Below are 24,967 nucleotides of genomic sequence, written 5' to 3'. Positions count from 1 at the left end.
GCCGAACCCGTCAACGCAACATGCTAAGGTCGGCGCGGCGGTTATCTTTCTTGTAAGGTGCAGGCGCGACTGTCGCCCTGACCTCTATCTGCGGTTCGCCTGGATTGCCCCACAGGACGCTCAACTCGCGTCCAATATCGGCATGATCGACGTCGATCACAGCAAGCGATATCATCTCGCGGAAATAATAGCTGTAACCACGGGAGGTCGCGACACCAACTTGCCGCCCACCGCCGTCCAGGACCATATCTGCATACATGAAGCCTCGCTGATCGCGCGGCATTTCCATGAAATGATAGGGCTGTGCATCCTTGCGGAACAGGGACGCATAGATGTTGACGACATCATCGGGATGCCACACCAGCGTCCGAATTTGCCGACGCGGGGCAGCCAATTCGGCCTCCAATGCGGCCTTCCCGATAAAGTCATGGTCGAACTTGATGCTCTTGCCCCAGCCAAGTTCCACGGGGCTGCGATACCAGTCGGTAATGTCGTCGGACTGGAAACTGCCAGCGATGTTGAATGTTGCCGACGCCGCCGGCATTGCGGAGAGAAATTCCGCTCGGAAATCGGCCATTTTCGGACCGAAGATAGCGGGCATATAGTCGATGATGATCGTGGGGAAACAGGCTTCCAGATGATTGATGAACACAGCCCGGCCGCCCAATTTGCGCAGTCCAAACTCCTGCCCAGCCTCCACCACCCTGTCATAGACGACGCGCGCATCTTCGGCCCGCCCTTGCAGTTCGAAACCAGGTTCGCCCGACATGCCTTGGCGTAAGGCGATAACGGGGCGACCGCCAATGTCGATATGTTCCGAATACATGAATTTGACGTCGCGCAGCGACCGTCCCGCGGCCTTCTCCACCAAGGCGATGGCGTGTGGCCCGGCGACCTGGAAATTGAAACTGTCGACCCCGGTGGAGCTAACGTCATACCCGTCACGGCGGGCAACATGCTCCAACCAGAATGTGCCGCGCCCGAATAGAACGAACTCGTCGTCGGCTGCTTTGGTTGCGATGCCTTCTGCGATGATCTTGCCGTCGTCGTCGCAATGCACGATATGTTTGGATTGCCGGATTTCGAATTTCGCCAGACTATTGACCGATGTGTCGCTCAACAAGCGCATGGCGTCTGGGCCTCGAAAACGGCGTTCCCACAGGAACGACCAGTCCCCGATCGAGCATGTCTGTTTCCAGGACATGCTTTCGTCGATCCAGTCGGTATATTCGGGCAAGCCCCAGCGACTGGTGAAATAGCCTTCTGGCGTCGAACGGAAATCGTTGACGTTCATATCACTCTCCTCACGAAGCCTTTATTGGCCCGTGCCTAGCTGCAAACCTCAATGGAAACGCATCTTAAAGCCGTAGCAATTCTTGCCATCCAGCAAGACCATCTTGAGGTTCCCGCATAGAATGACTTTGCAGGACACCGCCTGTTCCTGACGAAAGGCGGCGCTTCCGACCCCGTGCGTCATCCGCAGCCTTCATGGCGTAAAAAGCCGCCATGACATGGAGAGGGACCGAACCACAATCGGCCCCTCTCGCGCTCTACTTACGAACCGGCAGCGTCAGCCTGTCGACCGGGAAACTATCCTCTGCGATCGGCTGCTTCCAACCCAGATCGATCGGTACGGCTGCCTCCATGTAAGACAGGCCGAGATGATACAGTCGCTCATCCTCTTCCGACAGTTCCGTTCCCCATGGGAACGTCTTAAGATATTGGATGACATCCTCCATATGCGGCCTAAGCGCGCTATGAAATGCTTTGAGTTCGTCCATGCTTGCGCTGATGCGCTTTTTGTAACGCTCGCCTTCTGTAGCGAAGGCCCAGGACGACCATTTGTCGAGTTCAATAAACTTCTGCGGTAGATTTCCAGCCATTGTCCTTATCCCTCGGCTCTGGCAAACATACGATTGCGGCTGCGATAATGATGCGCCACGACGAGTTCCTGGAAGGACAGGAAATAGTCCTTCACTGCTTCGCTTTCGAGCGCCTCCTGCTGTTTTTCCAGAAGAAAGAGATCTTCACAGGCGATTTCGCGCCCTATGATATAGGAGAATTCCTGCGCTACCCGTTCGCCATATGTTTTTGGATTGCGAAGATAGATGTTCCATTCATAGATGGTCTCGTCGGCCGCTGACGGCCATGTGAAACCTTCGATGAACCAGTCCCGACCTGTCAATATGACGAGATTGGGGAAGAATTTGACGATATCGAACGCCCAGTTGTTCAGATTTCCGAAATCGACGCCGGGCGGCAGTCCCTCCGAATTGGAATCAAAAGATGGGAATGCCTTGGCGGTATGGGAATAAGCGAGTGTTTCGACATCCGCCCATTTATGGGCCGGATTGGCCGATACGGAATGGCGGGCATGTAAATCCATGATGTCCATTGCAGGCACATGGCGCATCTTGTTATCGTCGCCACCCAGATAGTCCGTCGCCGTATTCTTGTGGACAAACAGGGTATGATAGGATTCGGAAAACGCATCCATTACCAAATTCCAGTTGGCGCGAATAGTCGCACTATAATGGTTGGTAATGTGGAAGTTTTCGAAAAACCCTTCATAAAGATTGTTGGGCGCCATTTCGGCAAGCCAGTCGTCAAGACTGTCAGCATTCTTGTCGAAATTTATGAAGATATAGGAATGGCGGACTTCGCAATTGATCTCCAGCAGACCGAGCGCTTCATTGCCATAAGGAGGGAATTGCTCACGATCGGTGATGCCGCGAATGGTGCCGTCGATATTATAGGTCCAGCCATGATACCCACAGGAGAAACCGGCCCGGCTGCTGCCCTGTTCCTTGCATACAAGCAAGTTGCCGCGGTGACGGCATATATTGTGGAAGGCGCGGATCTTGTCGTCCTTACCGCGAACGATTAGGATATTATAATTCAATCCCGGCAATTTCCGTGTCTTGAAATCGCCGACATTGGGAATATCATAATCATGGCCGACCGCCAGCCATGACTTCTTGAATATCTGCTCGATATCCTTCTTGTAACTTTCTTCGGAAAACAGACCAGTCACATCGAGGTGAAATTCGATCCCGGAAAGATCTCCGTTGATACCCTCAGCCATCATCAAGCTCCATTTATATTTCTGTTCACGGAATGCACGGGGCAACCGCCGGAATTTTCAAAAATATCGTCAAGGCAACAATAAGTAAGAACTGTCCGAGCGATCATCACCGCCCCGTGTCAGTGGGCTGTTGGCATAGGGGCCATCATTCGCGGCAATGGCCCGCCCCCAATCCATCACTTTGGTACGTTCAGCTATGCGCCACTCGCCATTGCGACGCTGAAACCGATCGAGCGTGCGTGCGGCCAGCACCAGGTCGCGCACCTCTCCGTTCATCGGCGTCTTGTGCCGGTCCAACTCATAGCTTTCGACGAACGCCTCGTCCCCGTCGATCCGGATGATGATGTTGCCGACCAGATGCTGCCTTTGCGATTGCGACGACTGATGCCTTATCGCAGCATCAATCCATCCGTCGACCGGACCATCATAAATTTTGCCGAAATGGAGAACCGCATCCGCATGAAAGGCCGAACGCAATATGTCGGCATCAACCCGGTCTGTTCCCCGGCACACGCGATACACACATTCCCGGATCGCCTCGATCGATGTCAATCGCTCGATTTCGTCCAGCGCGCGCTGCAATCTCTCTTCCAGATGATCCAAGCGATCCAATCCCGCCATCCGACATCCTCGCTTCTTTTTCGCGCATCGCCCGCTATCCGAATCGTGAAAGGCGGTTTCGATGCGTATTATGCATTTCGATTTCTAAGGATTGGTAGAGATAAATCAAGTGACTTGTCTTGTTTAAGATGGAATTCCTGTATTTGACACCGAACCCCGGCGGCTCGGCGACCTGGAAGATGCCTATATGCCAAAGAGCAGATATCAGCCGAAAATGTCCGCAATTGCTCGGATTGAGATGCTGAACCCTTGAAGCGCCGGCATCCTTCATGCGAGAAATGGCGGTGGGATGGCTTTGCGATCAAGACAAGCAGACTTATCATATTTGCGAGGATTTAAAGACAGGCCGCTTGACAAAAAATCTGGCGCTTCTACCCTTCGCTCTCCTGCGGAGGCATATATGCCATGCAAGGATACCGACTGGCAAAAATTTGCAAAGGTCCGAACATCGGGTGGAGGATAGCTTGAAGTCATATGCGCCATCATCTGCCGTGGACGGACATGACAGTCAGCCAGCACGTTCAGGCGCGTCCGGCAAATTTGTTACGGCGCATGAAGATCGCCCAGCGGATTGGCAGGCAGCGTCATGGCCTGACGCACCCGATCGACTCGCCGCGCCCCTATAACCGCAACATAATATCACGGGACAACCGTTCGGATCCGAACCTGTCCGATATCTGGAGAGTCTCTATGGCTGATCAGCAAATGTCCATGTTCCAAAAGATATGGAGCCTTGGCAACTATCATAAACTGGCCGCCGAGCATCAGATCATTAGCGAGCATCTGGTGGCGGAGGCTCAGATCCGCGCCGGGCAGACCGTACTCGATCTGGCGGCTGGCACTGGCAATACGGCGCTCGCTGCGGCGCGTCGACGGGCGCGGGTCACCGCGACCGACATCGTGCCGGAAATGCTGGACGTCGCCCGCCAGCGAGTCGAAGCCGAACAATTGACCGGCGTGGACTATCATGTCGGCAACTCATCCCCGAACATTGACTTTGCAGACGACGCCTTTGACGCCGTGCTATCTAGCCTGGGCGCGAGCTTCTTTCCCGATCATCAGCAGGTCATCGACGAACTGTTCAGAATCACACGACCAGGCGGCACGATCGGCATCGCCTTGTGGCCAGAGGCGAGTCTGCCTTCCGACGTATTCCGTGCGGGACAAGCGCTGAATGAAGGCGCGACCGCGATCGACAAGATCCAGCCCGCTTTCCAGCTCTGCAATGGCGACTATCTTCGGGAGAAGCTGAAGGGGCGACACGCAGGCCTGCGTCATGTCAGTGGCACCTATGAAAGCTGCTTCAGCTCGTTCGACGAATATGTCGACGAACATTGTCGCAACCATCCCCCGGCGATCCTTCGGCTCGCGGCCTATAGTGAAGACGAGCGCGCCCAATATCGCCAGATGTTGCGGAGCATCGCAGAGCGCTACAATCGCGCGACCGACGGCACGGTCGCCATCTGCATGGATTACACAATTCTCATCATCATCAAAGCCTGAGACAGGCCGGCCCGGACCGAGTCCGGAAACAAGATCGGGAGATTAAGGATGGCTTTGGTAAATGGCGGCGAATTGGTTGTACGCGCCTTGCGAAAGGCGGGCGTAGAAAAGCTTTTTGCACTACATGGCGCCAATATCGATTCGATATTCCAGGCATGCATGGACATCGATCTGCCCATTGTCGACAGTCGACATGAGATGAACGCAGGACATGCAGCAGAGGGCTATGCGCGCGTCACACGCGGCCTGGGCGTCGCGCTGGTCACGGCTGGCGGTGGCATGACTAACGTTGTGACTTCAATGGCGAACGCGCTACTGGATCGTACGCCCGTCCTTTATCTATGCGGTTCGGGCATGTTGCGCAGCCGCCAGACCAACACACTTCAGCATGATATCGACCAGGTGGCGCTGGGCACGCCCGTGAATAAATGGGCGCATCACGTCACCTGCATCGAGCAGATACCAAGGCTGGTCGCACAGGCCATTCGTATCGCCATGCAGGCGCCGCGCGGCCCTGTAATGCTTGATCTGCCCTGGGACATTTTGCTGCAAACCGTGGAGGAGGACAGCCTACTGGAAACCGGTGCATCGACCCTGCACGCCGGCTCTGCGGCATCGGCCGATCTTGACACCATCGCACAGATGTTGGCGGCGGCGAAGCGGCCTGCCATCATTTTGGGCTCCGAAGCGAACCGCACCGATATTCGCGGTTCCGTCGAACGCCTGGCGACCGTTACCGGCATCCCCGTCTTTACCGAATTTGAAGCGGCCGGCCTAGTACGCGACCTGCCCGAAACCTTGTTCGGTGGCCTCCTCCAGGGTCTTTATGGCATGGCCGATCATGCGCCCGACGTCGTCCTGATGGCCGGGATGCGCTTCGGCCTCTACACCGCGCATGACTCGGGCAGCCTCGTCCCCCATGATTGCCGCATCATCCAGATCGACCCGGATGCGCGGGAAATCGGGCGCTTGCAGGAAGTGGAGCTGGGCATCGCCGCCGATGTCGGCCCTTCGCTGGAAGCCTTGTCCATCAGTGTGGAGAACCTGCCCCCCGTCGATAGAACGGAATGGCAAAAGACGGTCCGCGCGCATGTCAAAAAGCGCTACACGGCGGTATCCGGTCATGTCACGGAACGCGCCGGCTTGCTCCACCCGCTTCGCGCATCCGATATTGTCGCCGAACATGTGACGAAAGACATGACCGTGGTGGCCGACGGCGCCCTCACCTATCTCTGGTTGTCCGAGGTGATTGCCGAACCGCGCCCGGAAGCCCTGCTGTTCCACAGCCATCTCTCTTCCATGGGTTGTGGCTTTGGTATCGCGACCGGCGCGCAGGCGGGCGTGGATCCGGGCAAGCGCGTCATCCTCGTCACCGGGGATGGTGCGGCGGGATATAGTTTGGCGGAATTCGACACGGCCGTCCGCAACAAATTGCCGCTGATCGTCATCGTGATGAACAACCAAAGCTGGGGGGCCACGCTGCATTTCCAGCAGATCGTGGTCGGCGCGAACCGTATTACCGGAACAAGGCTGGAAAATGGCCGCTACGAACAAGCCGCCGCAGCATTTGGTGCAGGCGCCTATTATGCGGACAGCGCAGACAGTCTGCGCAAGGCGCTCAGCACTGCGCTTTCGAGGGACGAGCCGGCCTGTATCAACGTGCTGGTCGATCTCGATCCCATTCCTCCTGAAGAGTTGGCGGTTATGGGGATGGACCCGTTCAAGCCGCTTTCCGAACAACAGTTCGGAATCTGAGCTTTGCAGTTGTGATGACGGGGGCCGATGATGAAGGGGGAGCGAGTAGACAGGCGGGGAAACCCGATGCTATCTGGCCATATCATCGGTCCCTTCAAAAAATCTGGGGACATCCTGTGAATTTGCAAAAGTGACCTACTGGATCGATTATGGCGACTAAAGACGGACAATCCAAAATTGTCGATGGCCAGGAAGCCTGGCGACATTATAATATGGGCCGGGTTTTGATCAACGCCTCCAACCGGTTCGAACGGCGCGTCCTTCAGATATTGACGGAGGAAGGTCATGGGGAAATACGCTATTCCCATATCAACTTGACGCGCAATCTTGACGTCGGCGGCACGATTACGACAGAACTGGCGCGCCGGGCTGGCATGACGAAGCAGGCCATGGGCGAGATCGTCGAACAATGCGAGCAACTTGGCCTGGTAGAACGCATACGCGACAAAAAGGACGCACGCGCGAAAATCGTCCGCTTCACCAAACTGGGTCTGCAATGGCTGGAATCATTTCACCTCGCGCTGGTTAAGGCTGAAGAAGAGATGCGAAACGAGTTGGGTTACCTGCGTACCGACGCTATCTTGTCCGCGCTCGAAACCTATGGCCATGATTATAATCAGCTCGGCAGTCAGGGCGCTAGCGACGACTAAAGGCTTTTTCGCGATAGTGAAGTTTTGAACGACGTCCGCAGGACAATGTTGCGCCGCTCCCTGTTTTTACAGGGCGCGTGCCAACTGCCCCGCCGCCGCCTGTAATTCGGGAAGATAGGTATCGACCAGATGGTCGGGGCTGTGCGCGTGCGAAAATGTCGCAACGTTCAGCGCAGCGATGATCGTCCCTTCCCAGTTACGTATCGGCACCGCAAGCGATCGCAGCTGCAGTTCCAACTCTTCTTCCACCAAACTCCAACGCTGGCTGGCTACGTTCGCCAGCTCCGCTTTCAACATATCGCTGTCAACGATCGTGCGTTCGGTCCGCTTTTCCAACGCGGCATTCGATAGCCAGGCGTTCAACATCTCCGGCTCCATCGCGGACAGGAGTACGCGGCCCATGGATGTGCAATGGCTTGGCAAGGTACTGCCCACCATGAGCGGGGCGGCAATTATCTGATTCTTCTCTGCCCGCGCGATATAGATCACGCGCCCCGGATCGGCCGGATCGAGCGTTGCGACCGAGACGGTTTCCTGAAGCCGGTCACGCAAGGCATGAGCCAGCGCCTGGCTGGCGCTAGCCAGCGGGGTAGAGGTAAGAAAGCCGCACGCCAACGGCAATAGCCGCGCGGTCAACATATAGCGCCCGCCCCGTTCGCTGACATAGCCCAGCCGCGCAAGCGTATGCAGACATCGGCTGGCGCTGGGACGGCTCAGTCGGCCGATACGGGCGGCCTCCGTCACGGTCAACGTCGCTTGCCCCTCGAAGGCGCGCAATATATCGAGACCACGGGCGAGCGACAGCATGAAATTGGGGTCGGCAATGCCGTCTTGGGCAGACAATCTCTATCCTAACCGCTCGAATATCGTTCGACTTGTACGGATATCAACCGATATGACGATATATTGGCGACGGCAAGCCGTTTCGCCTTTGCGATGCAAGTGACGAGTCCCTGGCTCCGGCTAGATCGAAACCTCTTTGGCTGCATTGCGCCCCACTTGGCCAGGTTCAATCAAACTCGTGAAGATGATGGGAGCGACCGCCCGCTGCGTAGCCGGAGACTTGGGCGAAGATCCCATCATCGCGCAGCATGGCGAACAACATAACCACGCCAGACGATCTGGGCCAGAATGGGCGCGACACCGAACGTCAGCTACTCGCCCGTGCCGTGCGCGTGCTTCGAAGCGGTGGCCGCACGATTACCTTCCAGAGGTGAAGGACACAGGCAAAGCCGCGCAGATTCCGTCGGGGACCACGGGCTTGTCCGGCAAGATCTTCAATAGACGAAAGAATTTACTCACAACAGCCTATGTCAGGCAGCCTTGACCGACACCGGCAGGCTCGCCAATGCGTGCAGCGTGTTGTTCAATCGTCGCACCGGTTCACCTGTCGGCACAATGTGCGCCACGCGTTCGACAAGCGCGTCCAGGATCAATTCCGCCTCTTGTCTGGCCAACATCTGGCCCAGGCATTGGTGTATCCCAAATCCAAACCCGACATGTCCGCTGGTTTGGCGCGTGATGTCGAACCGTGTGGGGTCTTGCCATCGGCGCGGATCGCGATTGGCCGCAGCGAGAAAGAGCAAAATTCGGCTGCCTTCAGGAAGGGTGACGCCGCCCAATTCAACTGTCCGGCTTGTTGTCCGAAAGAAGGTTTGCACCGTAGAATCCCAGCGCAAGGACTCCTCGAAAGCCTTTCGTTTCAATGACGGATTGGCTCGCAACGCATCCCACTGATCCGGATTTTTGGAAAAGGCGTGGAGCATATTGCCAATGCCGTTGACTGTCGTATCGACCCCTGCCGACAGGAAGGAACGAACAAGCCGATGGGCTTCTTCTTCGGTACACAAGCCCGCATCGACGGCGCGATACACTTCCATCCCCCAACCATCGGATGAGAGATTTTCCCGGCGGCACGCCGCATCCACCCACTTGATTGCATCCTTGGCCCGCTCTTCGCTCTGGAAGAACAGCGCGTTGCGCGGGCCAAGCGCATTGAAATTCAGCGCGGCATAGATCAACAAATGCTCCTCGGCACCCTCCATCATCCCGATCGTTTGCGGAAAAATGCGCAACGGGAACTGCTCTGCCAGATCAATGACCGCATCGAACGCGCCCTGCGCGACAAGCCCTCCAACCAATCGGTCGGCCTCATATTTCCAGGTCGGCAACAGCGCTTTTAGCCGGGGAAGCGAAACCACATTCGTCATCAACCGACGTGTGCGATCATGAACCGGGGGATCCACCTCCAGCAGCAACGATGGCGGCCGCCATGGCTTGTCGACCGCAAAATCGGTATAGCCAACACCTCTGCCCGATATGAAATTCTGCCAATCGTGCAGCGCGGCAGATACTTCGGCAAACCGCGCAGCGGCATAAACGCCCAGCGATTCCAGCCAGACCACTGGCCCCGCTTCCCGCAAGGCGTCGTGATGGGCGTAAGGATCGGTCAGAAACATGTCATCAAACGGGTCCAGCGTCACATGCGGCACACCCGGAACAGGAGATGTCTGCACTTTTATCGGGTGGCCGTCGAATTCTAACGTCATGGACCTGCTTCCTCTATGTTTCTGCGCCTCCAGCGATCTAGCGCGAGGCCTGTGTCCGTTTCGACAAATCGCGTGCTGCGCAATATCGTCACTGCCTCCAGGGCAGCCCTTCACTGCCCGAGAGGCCAGCGCTCTCTATTTCCTGGACGGCTTTGTACGCGCCAGATAGTCGGCAAGCGCGTTCAACTCTGCGTCGTTAATCTCCGTCTTGCGGAAAGATGGCATGATCGAAACGCCCTGCCGCACGAAATATTTGACGATATCGGGCGAAAGATCTTTGCGTTGCTCCAGCACGGCAGGCTGTTCCTTGCCATATTTGGCCGCCAGCGCGCTCGTGCCAGGTGTCCGTATGCCGGGACCATGACAGGCCGCGCACCATTTTTGAAAGACCTTCTTGCCTTGCGGTACAGGTGCCGATGATGGCGGGGCAGCCACAGCGGCACCACTGCTCATCGCGATCGACAGCAAGACGGTTGCGCGTAGAATATTCATGTCGCCTTATCCCGCAAATGTTTCGGCCATATGCCATAACGCCCCGGTGACAATATTCCGTTCGGATCGACCGCATCCTTCACCGCCTCGTGAAAACGCAACAGGCTGTGATTATTGTAGGAATAGAGCCCCATGACCTGGTCCTGGAAAATGGTCGGCGTTCGATACTCGCCCCACCCTTGGTCCGCGCCGGCCTGAATGAAATGGCGCAACGCCTCGACGAATTTCTTGTTGACGGCCGGGTCGTCCAGAACGGGGAAACCGACGACAAACAGGAAAGATCTTTCATATAGGCAAAATGGCATGACGAAGCGATTAAGCTCCTGTACTGGCAGGTTAATTTCCGCATAGACCTTGGAGAAGATGCGGTTCGCTTCGATAATGGCCTTGCCTGTCCGGGGAATGACCGGCGTGTACCACATATGCCCAGCGGTGGGGTTGGGATTGGCGAGTGATCGTCCGCCAAACACGAATATCTCCAGGTTCGGAATGCCAACGTGGGGCAGCGGCAAGTCTGCCGCTTGCGCTTCCGTCAGTGGGAGTTTCAGCACCGGGCCTGCATCGAAGTGGACATCCTTTATCGCCTTACCAGCAATATCCTGCGCGGCTTCCCACTGCGCGGCCACAACCTTTGTCGGACCGTAGAAATTGAGGCGCAGCGTCCAATACGGAATCTTATTGGCGATCCCATATTGTTCCAGTTCAGCGGAATAGCCTTCCTTGGCTCCATCCAGCAGCTTTTTATGCGCATCCGCAATCGGATCCGGCCCATCACGAAACTGTTTGATCTGGCCATAGGTTGCGTTGGCCAATAGCAGCGGGCTGGATATCTCGGGAAGGCCCGTGGCGATCCCGCTATTCTCGATCAGGTTGAGAGTATCGACCAGCGTATGAATGTCCTCATAGCGCGTAGCGTGGATTTTCGCTTCCAAAAACGCTTCGGGTGCCGGCATCAGCCAAAAGCCCATCTTGGTCACGATACCGAAATTGCCCTGGGAAAAAAGCCCGTCGATGATCGGACCAAAGCCGTTCTTGAACTCGGCCCAGCTCTCTGATTTGGGCAGAGCCCCCATGCCGGTACGCACGACTTCGCCATTGGCCAAAACCACTTCCATACCGCAATGCGCATCGAAATGGTTGCGATACCGCCCCGTCGTCGCGCCGACTCCATGGTCGAGAGCATTGCCGACAAGGCTGCCCCAACCTGGATCCGGGCAATCGATCCAGACTTTCAGGCCACGCTCCTGAATATAGTTATAGAGGTCAAAATAGCTGACGCCGGGTTCGACTATCGCGAAATGATTTTTGTCGTTGACCTCAATGATACGGTTCATCCGCTTGAGATCGAGAACAACGGAACCGGAATAGGCAGGAGCAGACCCCCCATATCCAAGATTCTTGCCCGTCGAAATCGTATAGACGGGGATCTTGTACATATTGGCGATCCGAACAACCGCCTGCACTTCTTCCACGGAAGAAGGCGCTACCGCACCGGAGGCAATTAATTCCTCCGGCGTTCCACGCAAGGGCGAATAGGAATCGCGATATAGATCGAGATCTTCATCGCTGGTGAAAACCCAGTCCTGACCGACAACTGCGGCAAACTCCTTTAACGCCGTTGCAAAGACTGTAGGGGATATTTCGGGCGGTGTTCTCATAATGTCACGCTATGATCCAAGATGTCAGGGTGATGGCGGAGTTCGACCCAACGGTGGCTTGCCCCTGATGCCGTTGATTGGGAACGGGTCGGGCAGCGGTCGGGTAACGGCTGACGAAATCGGCCATGACATGGGGCCAGGCGTCCCCGCACCGGTCGAGCAATGCCACAACTTGGGCTGGCGAGGTTCCCATCGCCAAAAGATGCGATGCGGACCCACCGCCTGAAACGACCGCATGGCGACCGACCAATATGGACCGTCGCCCATGACTGCGCGCCTGTTCAGCGATGCAGGCCCAGGTGCCATGATCGGTAATCCCGGCAACCGCTCCGCCCGCCCCCTGCCATAACGGCACCAATGCCTCACGCCACAAACGGGTCAGGCCGTCGGTCACCTCCAGCGCCTGCACGCCCTTCCCAGCCAGCACCTTCCCGAAGTTTCGGCTTTGCTCAAACCGCTGATCCGTAACGACATGGGATATGGTTGACAGATCGCCACTTTTCGCCGCCAGTGCCGCGGCGCGATTAAATTCCAATAAGCCAGCCGCAGACAAGCCGGCACCCATCATGCACAGGAACCGCCGCGTCAGTTCGAAGGCCCTCGATTGGCTGTCATATTCACGCATCGATTGTCTCACCTGACCCTCCTTTCTGCATAACAGGTCATATCGTCGTTCACATGCCTTGCTCGCGGGCGTCTTTACCCAGTCCCTCGCCGCGGCGCACCTTAGCTATGGGCAACCCACCGCGGGCGATCAGGAAAATGCCCATCATCAGATACCATGGTGCGACCAGGGCCGTCGGCACAATCCAGCCCAACAGGCCATTCGACGCGAGCCAGCCATCTTTGGCAAAGCCGATCAACCCCATCGGCATATAGGACAAGCCGGTGACGACCGTATAATAGCCCAGCCATCGGGGAAATACGGGTCGTGCGCTCCTGTCGGCGAAGATAGCCACCGCAACCACCAGCGCTTCGAGCGTCGCGACCGAAAAAGGCAGAAAGGTGAAGAAGGTCGACAGGTCGTGCAGCAGCAGCAAGGTTTCGGGCGCGCGATCCAACCGATAGGCCGCGACGCTCATCGTCATCGCAGGCAGCATCAAAAACAGGCTGGCCACCGTGCCGCTCATCATGTGGATATAACTCAGGACCGGCGTCGGCGACGCTTCGATCCGCCGTATTTCCATTGAAATCCCAACGACCATCGCAATACTCAACGCGACGGCAATATTGACCAGGAACATGCCAAGTTGCATGGCAGGCGCATATTGCTGAATATGCGTCGTAATGTCGGCCGCCGTAATCATTGGCGAAGGTGGCGGCGAAAGATGCGCTACCGGACCCATGCCGACAATCAGGAGGACGATCGAAATCACTCCGCACCATCCGCAGAAAATTTGCGCTTTCCGATTCATTGCCGCTCCCATATCGATCTGTTTCTCTACCCTTGTGCCATATATGAGTTTAGAACATCGAATTTCCGCTGACCGTCTTTTCAGGCACTTCTTGTATAACGTCCCAATGTTCCACGATCTTGCCATCCTTGAGGCGCCATAAATCCATGACCGCCAGGTCGGGCCGCCCGCCACCCAGTTCGACATGCATATGTACGGTCACAAAATCGCCTTCCGCGACGACATGCTTAAGAGAAGCATTGAAACCCGGCTGCGACACCATGCCCTCAATCAACGTGATTGCGTCTTGGCGGCCATCTCGGCAATGGGGATTATGCTGAATATAGGTTTCGTCGGTAAATTGCTCAAAGGCTTCGCGAACGCGATGCTTATGATTGATGAGGTCGAGAAACGTTTCAACGATCTCACGATTTGACGAAGCCATACATTCTTTCCCAAAATGAATGTGCCGACCCCGTTATGAGCAGGGTCGGCAGAGACAAATACTAGAAGCTGTAACGGGCGCGAACGCCATAAGTACGGGGCGGTCGTGCCGTTCCCAGGAACAGACCGTCAGGATCGGCCAACGGGTTGGCTGGTGACACGAAGTTTGACCGGAACACTTGGTTGAACACCATCTTGTTGAAGATGTTGTGGACATATCCGGTGATGGACAATCTCCCACCCGATGTCCGGTACGTCAGATCCGCGTTGGTAATGGCATAGGCGCCCTGCCGTCCGGACTCCAGAAAGTCGATCGACAGAAAGGATCCGCTGGCGAACTGCGTATCTACGCCAGCGGTCAGGCTGCCGTTCGTACCCAGATCGAACGTGTGGTTATAGCCCGCCGTACCAGACCAGAGTGGCGCACGGATGAGCGATTTGCCGCTGCAATCGATCGTCTGCTTGCCAGCCGAAATCGGACCTACGGAACAACCCGTAACTGGAGGACCAAAGACTGACGTCAAATTTTCGAACTTGAATTCATCATATTTGCTCTTGTTATACTGAACTTTCAGGCTCAGCTCATCGTTCGGCGTCGGCCGGAACAACATGTCAAGGTCGAGTCCGTAGGTCTTAGCGCGACCTGCATTGGTCGTGATGAACGCGTAAACATTGGGTGTGGAGGTCGGCCCCACATAGGATTCCTGATGATCCTTATACCGCCAGTAGAAGGCTTCCAGATTAATCTGGAGGCGATTGTCGAGAAATCGGTTCTTGATCCCCGCCTCGAACGACGTCAGCTTTTCTGGCCGGAACGTGTTGGGTGGCGCAGCCAGTGAAAAAAAGCCGCCCGATTTAAAGCCCGTACTGATATTGGCATAGGCCATGGATTGCGGCGCGACATCAAATTCAAGGCCGCCCTTCCACGTCACGCTATTATAGGTCAGTTTACCGCCGCTCGGAATATCGAGACGGCAAAAGAGCGGCGGGGCAACCGTGTTAGGATCGAAAACTCCGCTGGCGCAGAGCGGCGGCGGAACCTGGTTGGGGAAGCTGTAGCTATATGTCAGCTCGTCGTCGGTCTTACGCTCATAGGTATAACGAAGCCCAGCCGTCGCCCGCAACGTATCGCTGATGTCGTAGGTGCCCTGGCCGAAGGCCGCATAACTGCGCGTCTTGGCTTCAAGGCGGTTCGACACCGTAGCGCTTACGCCCTGCAACACGACAAGAGTCGGATCATTGCCGCCATTGGTCGTCTTTTCATCGAAAAAATAGCCGCCAATGACCCATTTGAACCGGTCGCCATCATTGCCCAACCGTGCTTCCAGGCTCGCTTGCTCATTATGTTCGTTATTGCGGACTGAAAAGCCAGCTGAATATTGCAGACCGCTTAAATCGGCTTCACGATATGCCGGCAACAACGTCAATGTTGCAAAACCAAGATTCCAGTTCATTTCGGCGCTGATCGAATAGACCGACACTTCCATGAAACCGTCATTTTTCGGATAGACGTTAAAGGGGCCAAGGCCCGGTTCCGCCTGGAAAATCTGCTGAACAACCGGATTGTCGGTCGCGCCCTGGAATTTCTTTCCCGATGGACGAACCAGGATACCGCCACCAACACCCTTGCCGTGAATATGCTGATAGTTGCCAGAAAGCAGCAGCGAGAAATCGTCATTGGGTTTGAAGAACAGCTGAAGGCGGGCAGCCTCCGTCTTGTCGTCATCGAAACCATCGGAGAGATAGCCGTCGCGGTTGATAAGTTGCCCGGATGCGCGCAGCGCGACCGTATCGCTCAACGGCACATTCAGTGCAGCGGTGCCCTGAATATGATTGTAATTGCCATATTGCGCTTCCACAAAGCCGCTGGTTTCACCCAGCTTAGGTCGCGCAGTGATGACGTTGATCGCGCCGCCCGATGCGTTGCGACCATATAGCGTACCTTGCGGTCCCTTCAGCACTTCGACCCGATCGAGGTCGTAGAACATGCCGCGTGTCGCCCAACTGCGCGAGATATATACGCCATCCAGATTGAACGCGATCGGGCTTTCCGCAAAGCTGCTGGTGGCATAGTTGCCAACGCCACGTACATAGGCCTGGGCATAGGGACCAGCGCTGCCGATTTGCAAACCAGGCGCAACGGCCGTCAGTTCTTCAGGCCGGCTCACATTGGCGCGAACCAGCGCGCTGGCGCTGACGGCCTGAATCGAAAGCGCCGATTTCTGCACATTTTCTGCACGCCGGGATGCAGTCACGATGATGTCGCTAATACCCGCTATCGGCGGGGCGGCGATCGTGGTCGCGCCAGCCGGATCGGCAGTCGTCGCGGGCTGCTGCTGTGCAGCGGCGCTGGTTGCCAGCGCGATGCCGCCGACAGAGCCCAACAGATATTTAAACATCGTCTCCCTCCTTTTTATATTTGCAGTCCGTATAATCAAAGCCGTTACCCTGTCCGACCGATTGTTATGCAACGCAGAATAACACTGCGGTGCCAATGTGGTTTGGCGGGTCGATTTTGGTCAGCTTAGAAAATAAAATATTCCGAATATCAAAATTCGAAAATCAATCCGCGAGCGTCAATTCCCCGTTCTGCGCTATATTGCGTTCCTCTGCTTGGATCAGCTTCGCCTTTAATCGAGTATACAGCGTCACGCCGCGGTCATGCACAGTAGGCATGAATGTTCGGCCGGGGTTTTCATCAATGATCCGCTGCTGCGCCTCAATCATGACCTTATCTTCATTGAACGCCTGAAGCGTCACTTCCAGGTTGCGCGCAACAATCTCTGGATCGCTGCCACCGCCAGTTGCAGAGCGATGCAGGCCAGAAAATACATAATAGCGAGACGTTTTTGACGTCACCGGCGTAATCGCCTGAAGGTTGGTCGAAACCTGCGCAATCGCTAGCGAAAAATCAGGCCGGCCAAAGTCGACGGCTTGCGCTGTTCCGACAGGAAAGCTCCCGACCCACATGATCAATATGCCAGGGACCAAATAGTCATAGGCAAGCCAGCCGTCATTGGCGCCGATCCTCAGAGCATCGATAAAGTGAGAGCCATCATGGTTTTCGATCCACCGTTCGAACCGCACGCCATTGTCGAGTTGCTTGATCGTCATCGCGGATTCGGCCCATTCCAGGGGGGCCTGAAAACTTTCCCCATGAACATAGGGCAGATGGCTGAAATCAAGCAGGTTGTCGGAAATCAACTGAGCGCCTGCTTCGAAATCCAGCACCCCCCTACTCACGCCGAAATCGTCGAGTTCGACGCCGGCGAAGAGGGTCGGAAGCTTGGCGGGATCGGCCAAGGCCGGATCGCCCATCCACACCCATACCCAATCATAATGACTGACCACCGGGAAGGCGCGAACCTTCGCGTTCGGCGGAATAATATCCTGTCCTGGGATATCGATGACCTTGCCTGTACGATCGAACAGCAGGCCGTGATACATGCAGCGCAAGGTCTGCCCTTCGCATCGGCCCAGCGACAGGGCGGCGGCACGATGCACACAGCGATCTTCGAACGCGACCAGTTCGTCCCCGGAGCGCCAGATGACCAGGCCCTGATCAAGCACGGTTGTTCCAAAAGGCTTGCCTTGGGTCAGTTCCGCTTCGGTACATGCAACGTACCAGTCATTGACTGTATGCATCTGATCCTCTCCCTCGCGCCTTCCCAGAAGCCACAAACGGTGGTGACCGCGCCCTCTTAACGGGTCGACAGGTCACCTTGTATTCAAGGCATAACCCCGCTCCGACCAGAACTCAATATAGTTATCATGCTTTCCTTTTATTTTCTTGAAGCCCCGGCCTCTCGCAGACCATTTTACGCCGTTGCAGGGCAATGTATGGCAACCATAATCTCCATTTAATCAATTGATATAATGGTGTTTATTATCGATTTTGCAAAAGGAGGCATGGAAGCCGAAATATCTACCCTTGTCCCATGACTGTGTCATATCAATCACGAAATCAGCGGCAAACTAGACAGGTTATGTGCCTTTTATAGAGACCGGCAGATTTTAGACTCGCCTGACGATGCAGGGAGCGAGGGATCACGTCCTTGCCAGCCGACATGCCTGAGGCGGCGATCGTGGCAAAGGTCGATCAGCTCACCTTCCCGAAACCGTCCGCCGAGGCATCGCGTACCATAGTGAGCCGCCTGAGCGGCAGATGGCACGTATCACCAGATGCGGAGTCGGATAATGGCAAGTATTCTGTCTATTTCAAAGATTGCCATGCCATTTGTGACGGCGCCGATGACCGCCCTTGGAATGGCTCCATACGGATCGCAGATCGGCAAGCCATAATTAGAAATACGTCCCTTGTGCCTATGGTGCAAACCAAAGCCATAATCGGTTGACGACAAGGACAATCGGCCAAACCAATTCAGGACATAAAGACAGGTTTATTTATTATATCCGCCATGTTTGAAGGCCAACGGCCTTGACAAACAAGATGCCGCTTTTAGCTTAGTCGGACAGTATAAATTGGCCGTCGACGCCCAGGTGGAAGGCGTGCCAAACACCAGAAAGGCGCGGACCAGCGCCGTTGGAGGATGACTTGAAACTCGTACGATCGATCATCGGTGCTGAAACCGAAGCACGCGCTGATGCAGCAGTGTTCGACCGGATCAACGCGCTCACGGGAGATGTTGCGACGCGCGTTCAGGGCGCTGATAGAATGGATGCACGGCGCGCATGCGATGCTGCAGCAGCAGCCTTTCCTGCCTGGTCGGCGCTCGGCCCCACGGCGCGTCGCATTTTCCTGCTGAAGGCAGCTGACATATTGGCAAGCCGGACGGAGGATTTCATCCAATCCATGATGGCCGAAATCGGTGCGACCCGCGCCTGGGCCGGCTTCAATGTCCATCTTGGCACGGGGATGCTGCGCGAAGCAGCCGCGTTGACCACGCAGGTCCGCGGAGAAACCATGCCTTCCGATCGGCCCGGCTGCTTCGCCATGTCCGTGCGCAAGCCGGTCGGCGTCGTATTGGGCATCGCGCCGTGGAATGGTCCGCTGGTCCTGGGCGTCCGCGCGATCGCGGCGCCGCTTGCCTGCGGTAATACCGTCATCCTGAAGGGTTCGGAAGTGTCGCCCGGCACGCATGCAATGATTGGCGAAGTGTTCCGCGACGCCGGATTTCCCGACGGTGTGGTCAATGTCATCCTGAACGCGCCGGCCGACGCCGCCGATGTCGTCGCTGAAATGATCGCCCATCCCGCAGTGCGTCGCGTGAACTTTACCGGATCGACCCATACTGGCCGTATCATCGCCCGCCTATGTGCTGAACAGCTGAAACCCGTCGTGCTCGAACTGGGTGGAAAAGCGCCGCTGATCGTTTTTGAAGATGCCGATCTGGATGAAGCAGCCGCCGCGGCGGCCTTCGGCGCCTTCATGAATTCCGGGCAGATATGCATGTCGACGGAACGGCTGATCGTTCACGAATCCGTAGCTGAGGCTTTCATCGCAAAGCTGGCGAAGAAGGCTGAAAGCTTGAAGGCTGCGGACCCGCGCGACGGCACCGCCCCACTCGGACCGCTGATCGATCTGAAGGCCGCGACAACCGTGGCGGCACTGATCGACGATGCTGTGGCCAAGGGCGCGACGCTCCATGGTGCGTCTACGCACGACCACACGATCATGTCGGCTCGCTTCGTGACAGGGGTCACACCGGATATGCGCCTCTATCATGAGGAAAGCTTCGGCCCCGTGACGACGGTTATCACCTTCACCGAGGAGGCGGAGGCCATCCGCATCGCCAACGACACGGAGTTCGGGCTGACCGCGGCTGTATTCACGCAAAATATCTCGCGCGGATTGCGGGTCGCCGACCAACTCGACACGGGAATGTGCCATGTGAACGGCCCCACCATCCATGACGAAGCGCATATGCCGTTCGGCGGTGTAAAATCGTCTGGCTATGGTCGCTTTGGTGGTGCTGCCGGTATCGCCGAATTTACCGAACTACGCTGGATCACTGTAGATACGCAGCATGTTCACTATCCGATCTGAACCAAAAGTTCATTTCTGTTGCAGTATTTCTGCTATTATATCTATCTCTGAAATGGTCGAAATATTGACTATTTTAGAGATCGATTGATACTTATCTATACATATGACATTATTTCGATCGTAGTATATCATAGGTGCGACGAAGAAGCGCGAGACTGCGGCGTCACACCGTCCCTATTCGCCACCGAGCGCCCTAATCCTACCGAACAACCAGATAGGCTGCCGGATCAACCGTCATCACGCGAATGGCGACCTTCACATCCACCACTTTCTGCACTTCACCGCGCAGCATCTCGCACATAGAGCGGATATGTTCTCGCGTCCTCTCCGCTTTTGGCATCAACTGTATCTCGATGGCAATTTGCGCCTGATCGACTATGCCCAGCACCGGCACGATCGCAAACTGGGCAAGGGAGATGTCGACCAGCAACAGCTTGCAAAGCAGGTCGCGAATCCTGGGCAGTTCGGCGTGAAGTCTAGCCCGGCTGGCGTCGTCCACGGCCTCGCCAACGAACATTTTAAGGTTTGGCATCGGCTATCTCCTTGCCATGCTACAATTGGCGAATATCGCGATCATGCATTTTCAACATTCCACCACGGTGATTCCCGTACTCGCCCGCACCTGATCGATACTGACGTCCTCCGCCAATTCGTGGATCAAAAGGCGGCCGTTGACGCGGTCGATCTCGAACCTGCCCAATTCGGTAACGATCGCGTCAACGACCCCTGCTCCCGTCAGCGGCAGGCTGCACCGTTCGACGATCTTTGGACCGCCGCTTTTGTCATTATGGTTCATGACCACCACGATGCGCTTGACCCCGGCGACCAGATCCATCGCCCCGCCCATGCCCTTGATCATTTTGCCCGGAACCATCCAGTTGGCAAGGTCACCGTTGCCGGCCACCTCCATTGCGCCCAGAATGGCCAGATCGATATGTCCGCCACGGATCATCGCGAAACTGTCGGCGGAACTGAAAAAGCTGGAAGTGGGTAAAGCGGTAACCGTCTGCTTGCCAGCATTGATCAGATCCGGATCGACCTCATCCTCATAGGGGAAAGGACCGATGCCCAGCAGACCATTTTCCGATTGCAAAACAACTTCAATACCGTCCGGCACATAATTTGCGACCAATGTCGGAATCCCGATGCCAAGATTGACGTAGAATCCGTCTTTCAATTCCTGCGCGGCGCGGGCCGCCATTTGCTCCCGGCTCCAGCTCATTGGTCCTGCCTTTCCCGTTGTCTCGTCGTACGGAACTCGATCCGCTTTTCGTAAGCTGGCCCCTGGATGATGCGATCGACATAAATGCCGGGTGTATGCACATGATCCGGATCGAACGTGCCGGCCGGGACGATCTCCTCCACCTCGGCAATCGTCACTTTGCCCGCCGTAGCCATATCGGGATTGAAGTTACGCGCCGTTTTCCGGTAGATCAGATTGCCTTCCGGATCAGCTTTCCACGCCTTGACGATGGAAAGATCCGCACGCAGCCAGCGCTCCCGGACATAGGCGATGCCGTCAAACTCCTCCACCGACTTACCTTCCGCAACCACGGTGCCAACGCCCGTACGCGTGTAAAAAGCAGGAATGCCAGCGCCGCCAGCCCGGATTCGCTCCGCCAATGTACCCTGCGGATTGAGTTCCAACTCCAATTTGCCCGACAGGTAGAGTTCAGCGAACAGCTTGTTCTCACCAATATAGGAAGAAATCATCTTGGCGATTTGCCCGTTATTGAGCAGCGTCCACAGTCCAAATCCGTCCGCGCCACAATTGTTGGAGATGATCGTGAGCTTTTTTACGCCATCGCTGAGCAGGCCGTCTATTAAATGTTCGGGATTACCGGAGAGGCCGAAGCCACCCGACATGATGGTCATTCCATCAAACAACAACCCCGACAATGCGCTTTGTGCATCAGGAAATATCTTGCTTTTTGTCATGGATTGCCCTATTTGTCCGATTATCGGTCATAACAAACGATATTCGTAACATGGGCGTGAGTCAATGCTGGTGGTCGCACAAATGAAAGCCTTGCCGACACATCACTCTTGCGGGAGTTTGCAATAAAGGCGCCCTCCAATGGCACGCCCTAACGCCGCCATTGCCATACCCCTCTGATCGACACCGTTATTTCCCCAGATGACGATCCCGCTCCCATGAGCGCGCGTCATTTGAATTTAGTGCAGGAGAACCGACATCATGGCATTGCGTCGTGCAGCGATCATATCCCCCATCCGTACCGCAGTCGGCAAATTCGGCGGAGGTCTGTCATCGCTGACCGCCGGTCAATTGGGCGCAACCATCCTCAAGGCTTTGATCGACCGCACCGGCATAGACCCCGAACGTGTCGACGATGTCGTCTTTGGCCAGGGCTATCCCAGCGGCGAAGCGCCCAGTATCGGTCGCTGGGCCTGGCTGGCCGCTGGCTTGCCACAGACGGTGCCGGGCATTCAGCTTGATCGGCGCTGCGGATCGGGGCTTCAGGCTGTGATCGAGGCCGCCATGATGGTGCAGACCGGCGCCGCCGACGTCGTCGTTGCTGGCGGCGCAGAAAGCATGTCCAATGTCGAACATTACTCCACTGACCTGCGGCAGGGCGTGCGTATGGGCAATATTGAATTGCACGACCGTCTGACGCGCGCCCGACTGATGTCACAACCGATTGCTCGTTATGGGGTGATTTCCGGCATGATCGAAACGGCCGACAATCTCGCGCGAGAATATGGAATCACGCGGGAACAATCCGATGCTTACGCCGTACGGTCGCACCTCCGCGCCGCCGCCGCCTGGAAGGAAGGCAAGTTTGCGGATGAAATCATTCCCGTCGCAGTGCCGCAAAAACGCGGCGATCCTATCATCTTCGACCATGACGAAGGATATCGAGCGGATGCCACGCTGGACACGCTGGGGTCCTTAAGGCCGCTTGGCGATGGCGTCGTGACCGCGGGCAACGCGAGCCAGCAGAATGACGCTGCTGCGGCCTGCCTGGTGGTGGCAGAGGATCATCTGGCAAAGCTGAACCTGGAGCCTGATGGCTGGTTTGTCGGCTGGGCAGCGGCCGGTTGCGACCCTGCACTTATGGGCATAGGGCCGGTGCCAGCCGTGGAGCGGCTATTCGCGCGCACCGGGCTGAACTGGGACGATATCGACCTGATCGAACTGAACGAAGCCTTCGCACCGCAAGTATTGGCGGTTCTCAAATCCTGGAACTGGTCGGAAAACGACAGCCGCTATGCCAAGCTCAACGTCAATGGATCTGGCATCTCGCTGGGCCATCCCATTGGCGTGACCGGCACACGTATAATCGCGACGATGTTGAATGAAATGCGTCGTCGGAAATCTCGCTATGGTTTGGAAACGATGTGCATCGGGGGAGGCCAAGGCCTTGCTGCGATTTTCGAACGATGATCCGCGGGATGGGCGACGCAGAAGGTGGAATTGGAGTGTATCTTCCTTACGCGTTCACGAGAGGCCATCGGCGCGAGCGCCGTTGTACCCAGCCCATTTGCACGCCGCTTCAACCCTGCTGACAATATGCCTTATTCATCGCGTAAAATGGCGGCGCGTACGTCCCTGATCTGCATTGCGACAGGCTTTTTGAGACGAAACGTGGCCCGCTGATGAAACCAGCGCGTGTCTGAACGCTTGTACCGATGCAGCCTGCCGCTGGTCGGGGAACGGAGGGCTTCACTCGATTGAGAGGAACGCCCGGATGAAGATCGCGCAAATTGCTCCCTTGGCTGAAAGCGTGCCGCCCAAACTCTACGGCGGCACGGAGCGTATCGTTTCTTATCTGACCGAGGAGCTTGTACGCCAGGGTCATGATGTCACCCTGTTCGCCAGTGGAGATTCTCAGACGAGCGCTGAACTGGTGCCGATCACCGAGATGGCGCTTCGGCTCAATCCGGCCGTGGTCGATACCATTCCCTATCATATGATCATGCTGGAACAGGTGCGCCGCCGCGCCGACGAGTTCGACGCGCTGCATTTCCATATCGACATGCTGCATCTGCCGATGGTTCAAGACTTTGTCGGACGTACCGTTACAACGCTGCATGGTCGGCTAGATCTGCCCGACCTGCCGCCTTTCTATCGCGCATTTCCCGATCATAGTCTGGTGTCGATTTCCGACCATCAACGGCTCCCCATGCCCCCGGTCAATTGGGGCGGGACTATCTATCATGGCCTGCCCGCTGATCTGCTGGCACCGCGATTGGGCGCGGGCGAGGATTATCTGGCGTTTTTGGGCCGCATATCGCCCGAAAAACGGCCCGATCGGGCGATACGGATTGCTGCACGATCGGGCCGGAAACTCAAGATCGCGGCCAAGATCGACAATGTCGACCGGACCTATTGGCAAGACGAAATCGCCCCGTTGGTCGATCGCTATCCCAATGTCGAATATATTGGCGAGATTAACGAGCAGCAAAAGGCCCAGTTTCTGGGGCAGGCGAGCGCGTTGCTGTTCCCCATCGACTGGCCCGAACCCTTCGGTCTGGTGATGATCGAAGCGATGGCCTGCGCGACGCCGGTCATCGCTTTCCGCTGCGGTTCGGTTCCCGAAGTCATCCAGCACGGCGTCTCTGGCTATATCGTCGAAAGTGAAGATGAAGCGGTGGCGGCAGTCGCGGCCTTGTCGCATCTGGACCGCGCACGGGTGCGCGGCGCATTTGACGCACGCTTCACGGCGGAGCGCATGGCGACCGACTATGTCGCGCTATATCGTGATCTGCCTGGCGCCCGCACCGACGCTGCCCGGCTGCGCCGTCGGCGCGGAGAAGATGCCGAACTTCAGATAGTCGCATAGGAGC

General features: G+C 56.5%; 24 protein-coding genes. 8 read left to right on the top strand and 16 right to left on the bottom strand.

The window, feature by feature from the left end:
• Window positions 1-10: 10 nt before the first annotated feature.
• From ACODR8_RS15180 to ACODR8_RS15165, 4 genes are all read right to left on the bottom strand, one after another.
• A complete protein-coding gene (locus ACODR8_RS15180; RefSeq protein WP_489008038.1) occupies window positions 11-1,294 on the bottom strand; it encodes a glycine cleavage T C-terminal barrel domain-containing protein in 1,284 nt (427 codons plus the stop codon).
• Window positions 1,295-1,550: 256 nt separating this feature from the next.
• Window positions 1,551-1,883, bottom strand: a complete 333-nt coding sequence (locus ACODR8_RS15175; protein ID WP_489008037.1) for a hypothetical protein — start codon at window positions 1,881-1,883, stop codon at window positions 1,551-1,553.
• Window positions 1,884-1,888: 5 nt separating this feature from the next.
• Window positions 1,889-3,088 (bottom strand): aromatic ring-hydroxylating oxygenase subunit alpha, encoded by a 1,200-nt coding sequence (locus ACODR8_RS15170; RefSeq protein WP_489008036.1) that lies wholly within the window; start codon window positions 3,086-3,088, stop codon window positions 1,889-1,891.
• Window positions 3,089-3,154: 66 nt separating this feature from the next.
• Window positions 3,155-3,706 (bottom strand): nuclear transport factor 2 family protein, encoded by a 552-nt coding sequence (locus ACODR8_RS15165; protein WP_489008035.1) that lies wholly within the window; start codon window positions 3,704-3,706, stop codon window positions 3,155-3,157.
• Window positions 3,707-4,396: 690 nt separating this feature from the next.
• Between ACODR8_RS15165 and ACODR8_RS15160 the strand changes: the two genes are divergently transcribed.
• The 3 genes from ACODR8_RS15160 (at window position 4,397) to ACODR8_RS15150 (ending at window position 7,614) form a co-directional block, all read left to right on the top strand.
• Window positions 4,397-5,209 carry a class I SAM-dependent methyltransferase gene (locus tag ACODR8_RS15160; protein ID WP_489008034.1) on the top strand — a complete coding sequence of 271 codons (813 nt, stop codon included), beginning with the start codon at window positions 4,397-4,399 and terminating at the stop codon, window positions 5,207-5,209.
• 54 nt (window positions 5,210-5,263) lie between these two features.
• Entirely contained in the window at window positions 5,264-6,964 is a 1,701-nt protein-coding gene (locus ACODR8_RS15155; protein WP_489008033.1) for a thiamine pyrophosphate-binding protein, read from the top strand.
• Window positions 6,965-7,113: 149 nt separating this feature from the next.
• Window positions 7,114-7,614, top strand: coding sequence for a MarR family winged helix-turn-helix transcriptional regulator (locus ACODR8_RS15150; RefSeq protein ID WP_489008032.1), 501 nt, complete (start codon window positions 7,114-7,116; stop codon window positions 7,612-7,614).
• Between the two features lie 66 nt (window positions 7,615-7,680).
• On the opposite strand, the gene ACODR8_RS15145 is transcribed toward ACODR8_RS15150, so the two are convergent.
• Window positions 7,681-8,457 (bottom strand): IclR family transcriptional regulator domain-containing protein, encoded by a 777-nt coding sequence (locus ACODR8_RS15145; protein ID WP_489008031.1) that lies wholly within the window; start codon window positions 8,455-8,457, stop codon window positions 7,681-7,683.
• 248 nt (window positions 8,458-8,705) lie between these two features.
• On the opposite strand from ACODR8_RS15145, the gene ACODR8_RS15140 reads away from it, so the two are divergent.
• On the top strand, window positions 8,706-8,831 hold the full coding sequence (locus ACODR8_RS15140) for a hypothetical protein (RefSeq protein WP_489008030.1): 126 nt from the start codon (window positions 8,706-8,708) through the stop codon (window positions 8,829-8,831).
• A 96-nt stretch (window positions 8,832-8,927) separates the two neighbouring features.
• Here ACODR8_RS15140 and ACODR8_RS15135 read toward each other — a convergent pair whose 3' ends face one another.
• The 8 genes from ACODR8_RS15135 to ACODR8_RS15100 all read right to left on the bottom strand — a co-directional run bounded on the left by ACODR8_RS15135 (window position 8,928) and on the right by ACODR8_RS15100 (window position 17,796).
• Entirely contained in the window at window positions 8,928-10,163 is a 1,236-nt protein-coding gene (locus ACODR8_RS15135; protein ID WP_489008029.1) for a cytochrome P450, read from the bottom strand.
• A 135-nt stretch (window positions 10,164-10,298) separates the two neighbouring features.
• On the bottom strand, window positions 10,299-10,655 hold the full coding sequence (locus ACODR8_RS15130) for a c-type cytochrome (protein ID WP_489008028.1): 357 nt from the start codon (window positions 10,653-10,655) through the stop codon (window positions 10,299-10,301).
• Entirely contained in the window at window positions 10,652-12,313 is a 1,662-nt protein-coding gene (locus ACODR8_RS15125; protein WP_489008027.1) for an FAD-binding oxidoreductase, read from the bottom strand. Before ACODR8_RS15125 ends, ACODR8_RS15130 begins: the two co-directional genes overlap by 4 nt.
• A 4-nt stretch (window positions 12,314-12,317) precedes the next feature.
• Entirely contained in the window at window positions 12,318-12,950 is a 633-nt protein-coding gene (locus tag ACODR8_RS15120; protein WP_489008026.1) for a hypothetical protein, read from the bottom strand.
• A 37-nt stretch (window positions 12,951-12,987) separates the two neighbouring features.
• Entirely contained in the window at window positions 12,988-13,854 is an 867-nt protein-coding gene (locus ACODR8_RS15115; RefSeq protein WP_489008025.1) for a hypothetical protein, read from the bottom strand.
• A complete protein-coding gene (locus ACODR8_RS15110) occupies window positions 13,778-14,152 on the bottom strand; it encodes a nuclear transport factor 2 family protein (protein WP_489008024.1) in 375 nt (124 codons plus the stop codon). The genes ACODR8_RS15115 and ACODR8_RS15110 overlap by 77 nt, the downstream gene beginning before the upstream one ends.
• Before the next feature lie 61 nt (window positions 14,153-14,213).
• Window positions 14,214-16,589 (bottom strand): TonB-dependent receptor, encoded by a 2,376-nt coding sequence (locus ACODR8_RS15105; protein ID WP_489008023.1) that lies wholly within the window; start codon window positions 16,587-16,589, stop codon window positions 14,214-14,216.
• 124 nt (window positions 16,590-16,713) lie between these two features.
• A complete protein-coding gene (locus tag ACODR8_RS15100; RefSeq protein WP_489008022.1) occupies window positions 16,714-17,796 on the bottom strand; it encodes a Rieske 2Fe-2S domain-containing protein in 1,083 nt (360 codons plus the stop codon).
• A 422-nt stretch (window positions 17,797-18,218) separates the two neighbouring features.
• Here ACODR8_RS15100 and ACODR8_RS15095 point away from each other — a divergent pair, with 422 nt between their 5' ends.
• Window positions 18,219-18,506 carry a hypothetical protein gene (locus ACODR8_RS15095; RefSeq protein ID WP_489008021.1) on the top strand — a complete coding sequence of 96 codons (288 nt, stop codon included), beginning with the start codon at window positions 18,219-18,221 and terminating at the stop codon, window positions 18,504-18,506.
• A gap of 257 nt (window positions 18,507-18,763) precedes the next feature.
• Window positions 18,764-20,158: an aldehyde dehydrogenase gene (locus tag ACODR8_RS15090; protein WP_489008020.1), complete on the top strand. Its 1,395-nt coding sequence runs from the start codon at window positions 18,764-18,766 to the stop codon at window positions 20,156-20,158.
• A gap of 199 nt (window positions 20,159-20,357) precedes the next feature.
• On the opposite strand, the gene ACODR8_RS15085 is transcribed toward ACODR8_RS15090, so the two are convergent.
• Genes ACODR8_RS15085 through ACODR8_RS15075 form a run of 3 tightly spaced genes read right to left on the bottom strand, consistent with a single transcriptional unit; the run spans window position 20,358 to window position 22,096 of the window.
• On the bottom strand, window positions 20,358-20,690 hold the full coding sequence (locus tag ACODR8_RS15085) for a hypothetical protein (RefSeq protein ID WP_489008019.1): 333 nt from the start codon (window positions 20,688-20,690) through the stop codon (window positions 20,358-20,360).
• A 51-nt stretch (window positions 20,691-20,741) separates the two neighbouring features.
• Window positions 20,742-21,380, bottom strand: a complete 639-nt coding sequence (locus ACODR8_RS15080) for a 3-oxoacid CoA-transferase subunit B (protein ID WP_489008018.1) — start codon at window positions 21,378-21,380, stop codon at window positions 20,742-20,744.
• Window positions 21,377-22,096, bottom strand: coding sequence for a CoA transferase subunit A (locus ACODR8_RS15075; RefSeq protein ID WP_489008017.1), 720 nt, complete (start codon window positions 22,094-22,096; stop codon window positions 21,377-21,379). The genes ACODR8_RS15080 and ACODR8_RS15075 overlap by 4 nt, the downstream gene beginning before the upstream one ends.
• Window positions 22,097-22,355: 259 nt before the next feature.
• On the opposite strand from ACODR8_RS15075, the gene ACODR8_RS15070 reads away from it, so the two are divergent.
• A complete protein-coding gene (locus ACODR8_RS15070) occupies window positions 22,356-23,564 on the top strand; it encodes an acetyl-CoA C-acetyltransferase (protein ID WP_489008016.1) in 1,209 nt (402 codons plus the stop codon).
• Window positions 23,565-23,868: 304 nt separating this feature from the next.
• Window positions 23,869-24,963, top strand: coding sequence for a glycosyltransferase family 4 protein (locus ACODR8_RS15065; RefSeq protein ID WP_489008015.1), 1,095 nt, complete (start codon window positions 23,869-23,871; stop codon window positions 24,961-24,963).
• Window positions 24,964-24,967: the final 4 nt, after the last annotated feature.

The sequence above is a fragment of the Sphingobium sp. FG58 genome, assembly GCF_057809055.1.
This window is presented reverse-complemented; position numbering and strand designations above follow the sequence as displayed.

Excerpts from the sequence above, each read along its gene's own strand:
- ACODR8_RS15080 (WP_489008018.1), bottom strand. The coding sequence starts at position 21,380 with ATGAGCTGGAGCCGGGAGCAAATGGCGGCCCGCGCCGCGCAGGAATTG.
- ACODR8_RS15065 (WP_489008015.1), top strand. The coding sequence starts at position 23,869 with ATGAAGATCGCGCAAATTGCTCCCTTGGCTGAAAGCGTGCCGCCCAAA.
- ACODR8_RS15125 (WP_489008027.1), bottom strand. The coding sequence starts at position 12,313 with ATGAGAACACCGCCCGAAATATCCCCTACAGTCTTTGCAACGGCGTTA.
- ACODR8_RS15140 (WP_489008030.1), top strand. The coding sequence starts at position 8,706 with ATGGCGAACAACATAACCACGCCAGACGATCTGGGCCAGAATGGGCGC.
- ACODR8_RS15070 (WP_489008016.1), top strand. The coding sequence starts at position 22,356 with ATGGCATTGCGTCGTGCAGCGATCATATCCCCCATCCGTACCGCAGTC.
- ACODR8_RS15075 (WP_489008017.1), bottom strand. The coding sequence starts at position 22,096 with ATGACAAAAAGCAAGATATTTCCTGATGCACAAAGCGCATTGTCGGGG.
- ACODR8_RS15175 (WP_489008037.1), bottom strand. The coding sequence starts at position 1,883 with ATGGCTGGAAATCTACCGCAGAAGTTTATTGAACTCGACAAATGGTCG.
- ACODR8_RS15130 (WP_489008028.1), bottom strand. The coding sequence starts at position 10,655 with ATGAATATTCTACGCGCAACCGTCTTGCTGTCGATCGCGATGAGCAGT.
- ACODR8_RS15095 (WP_489008021.1), top strand. The coding sequence starts at position 18,219 with ATGCCTGAGGCGGCGATCGTGGCAAAGGTCGATCAGCTCACCTTCCCG.
- ACODR8_RS15180 (WP_489008038.1), bottom strand. The coding sequence starts at position 1,294 with ATGAACGTCAACGATTTCCGTTCGACGCCAGAAGGCTATTTCACCAGT.
- ACODR8_RS15115 (WP_489008025.1), bottom strand. The coding sequence starts at position 13,854 with ATGGCAAGATCGTGGAACATTGGGACGTTATACAAGAAGTGCCTGAAA.
- ACODR8_RS15170 (WP_489008036.1), bottom strand. The coding sequence starts at position 3,088 with ATGATGGCTGAGGGTATCAACGGAGATCTTTCCGGGATCGAATTTCAC.
- ACODR8_RS15150 (WP_489008032.1), top strand. The coding sequence starts at position 7,114 with ATGGCGACTAAAGACGGACAATCCAAAATTGTCGATGGCCAGGAAGCC.
- ACODR8_RS15135 (WP_489008029.1), bottom strand. The coding sequence starts at position 10,163 with ATGACGTTAGAATTCGACGGCCACCCGATAAAAGTGCAGACATCTCCT.
- ACODR8_RS15085 (WP_489008019.1), bottom strand. The coding sequence starts at position 20,690 with ATGCCAAACCTTAAAATGTTCGTTGGCGAGGCCGTGGACGACGCCAGC.
- ACODR8_RS15100 (WP_489008022.1), bottom strand. The coding sequence starts at position 17,796 with ATGCATACAGTCAATGACTGGTACGTTGCATGTACCGAAGCGGAACTG.
- ACODR8_RS15160 (WP_489008034.1), top strand. The coding sequence starts at position 4,397 with ATGGCTGATCAGCAAATGTCCATGTTCCAAAAGATATGGAGCCTTGGC.
- ACODR8_RS15110 (WP_489008024.1), bottom strand. The coding sequence starts at position 14,152 with ATGGCTTCGTCAAATCGTGAGATCGTTGAAACGTTTCTCGACCTCATC.
- ACODR8_RS15165 (WP_489008035.1), bottom strand. The coding sequence starts at position 3,706 with ATGGCGGGATTGGATCGCTTGGATCATCTGGAAGAGAGATTGCAGCGC.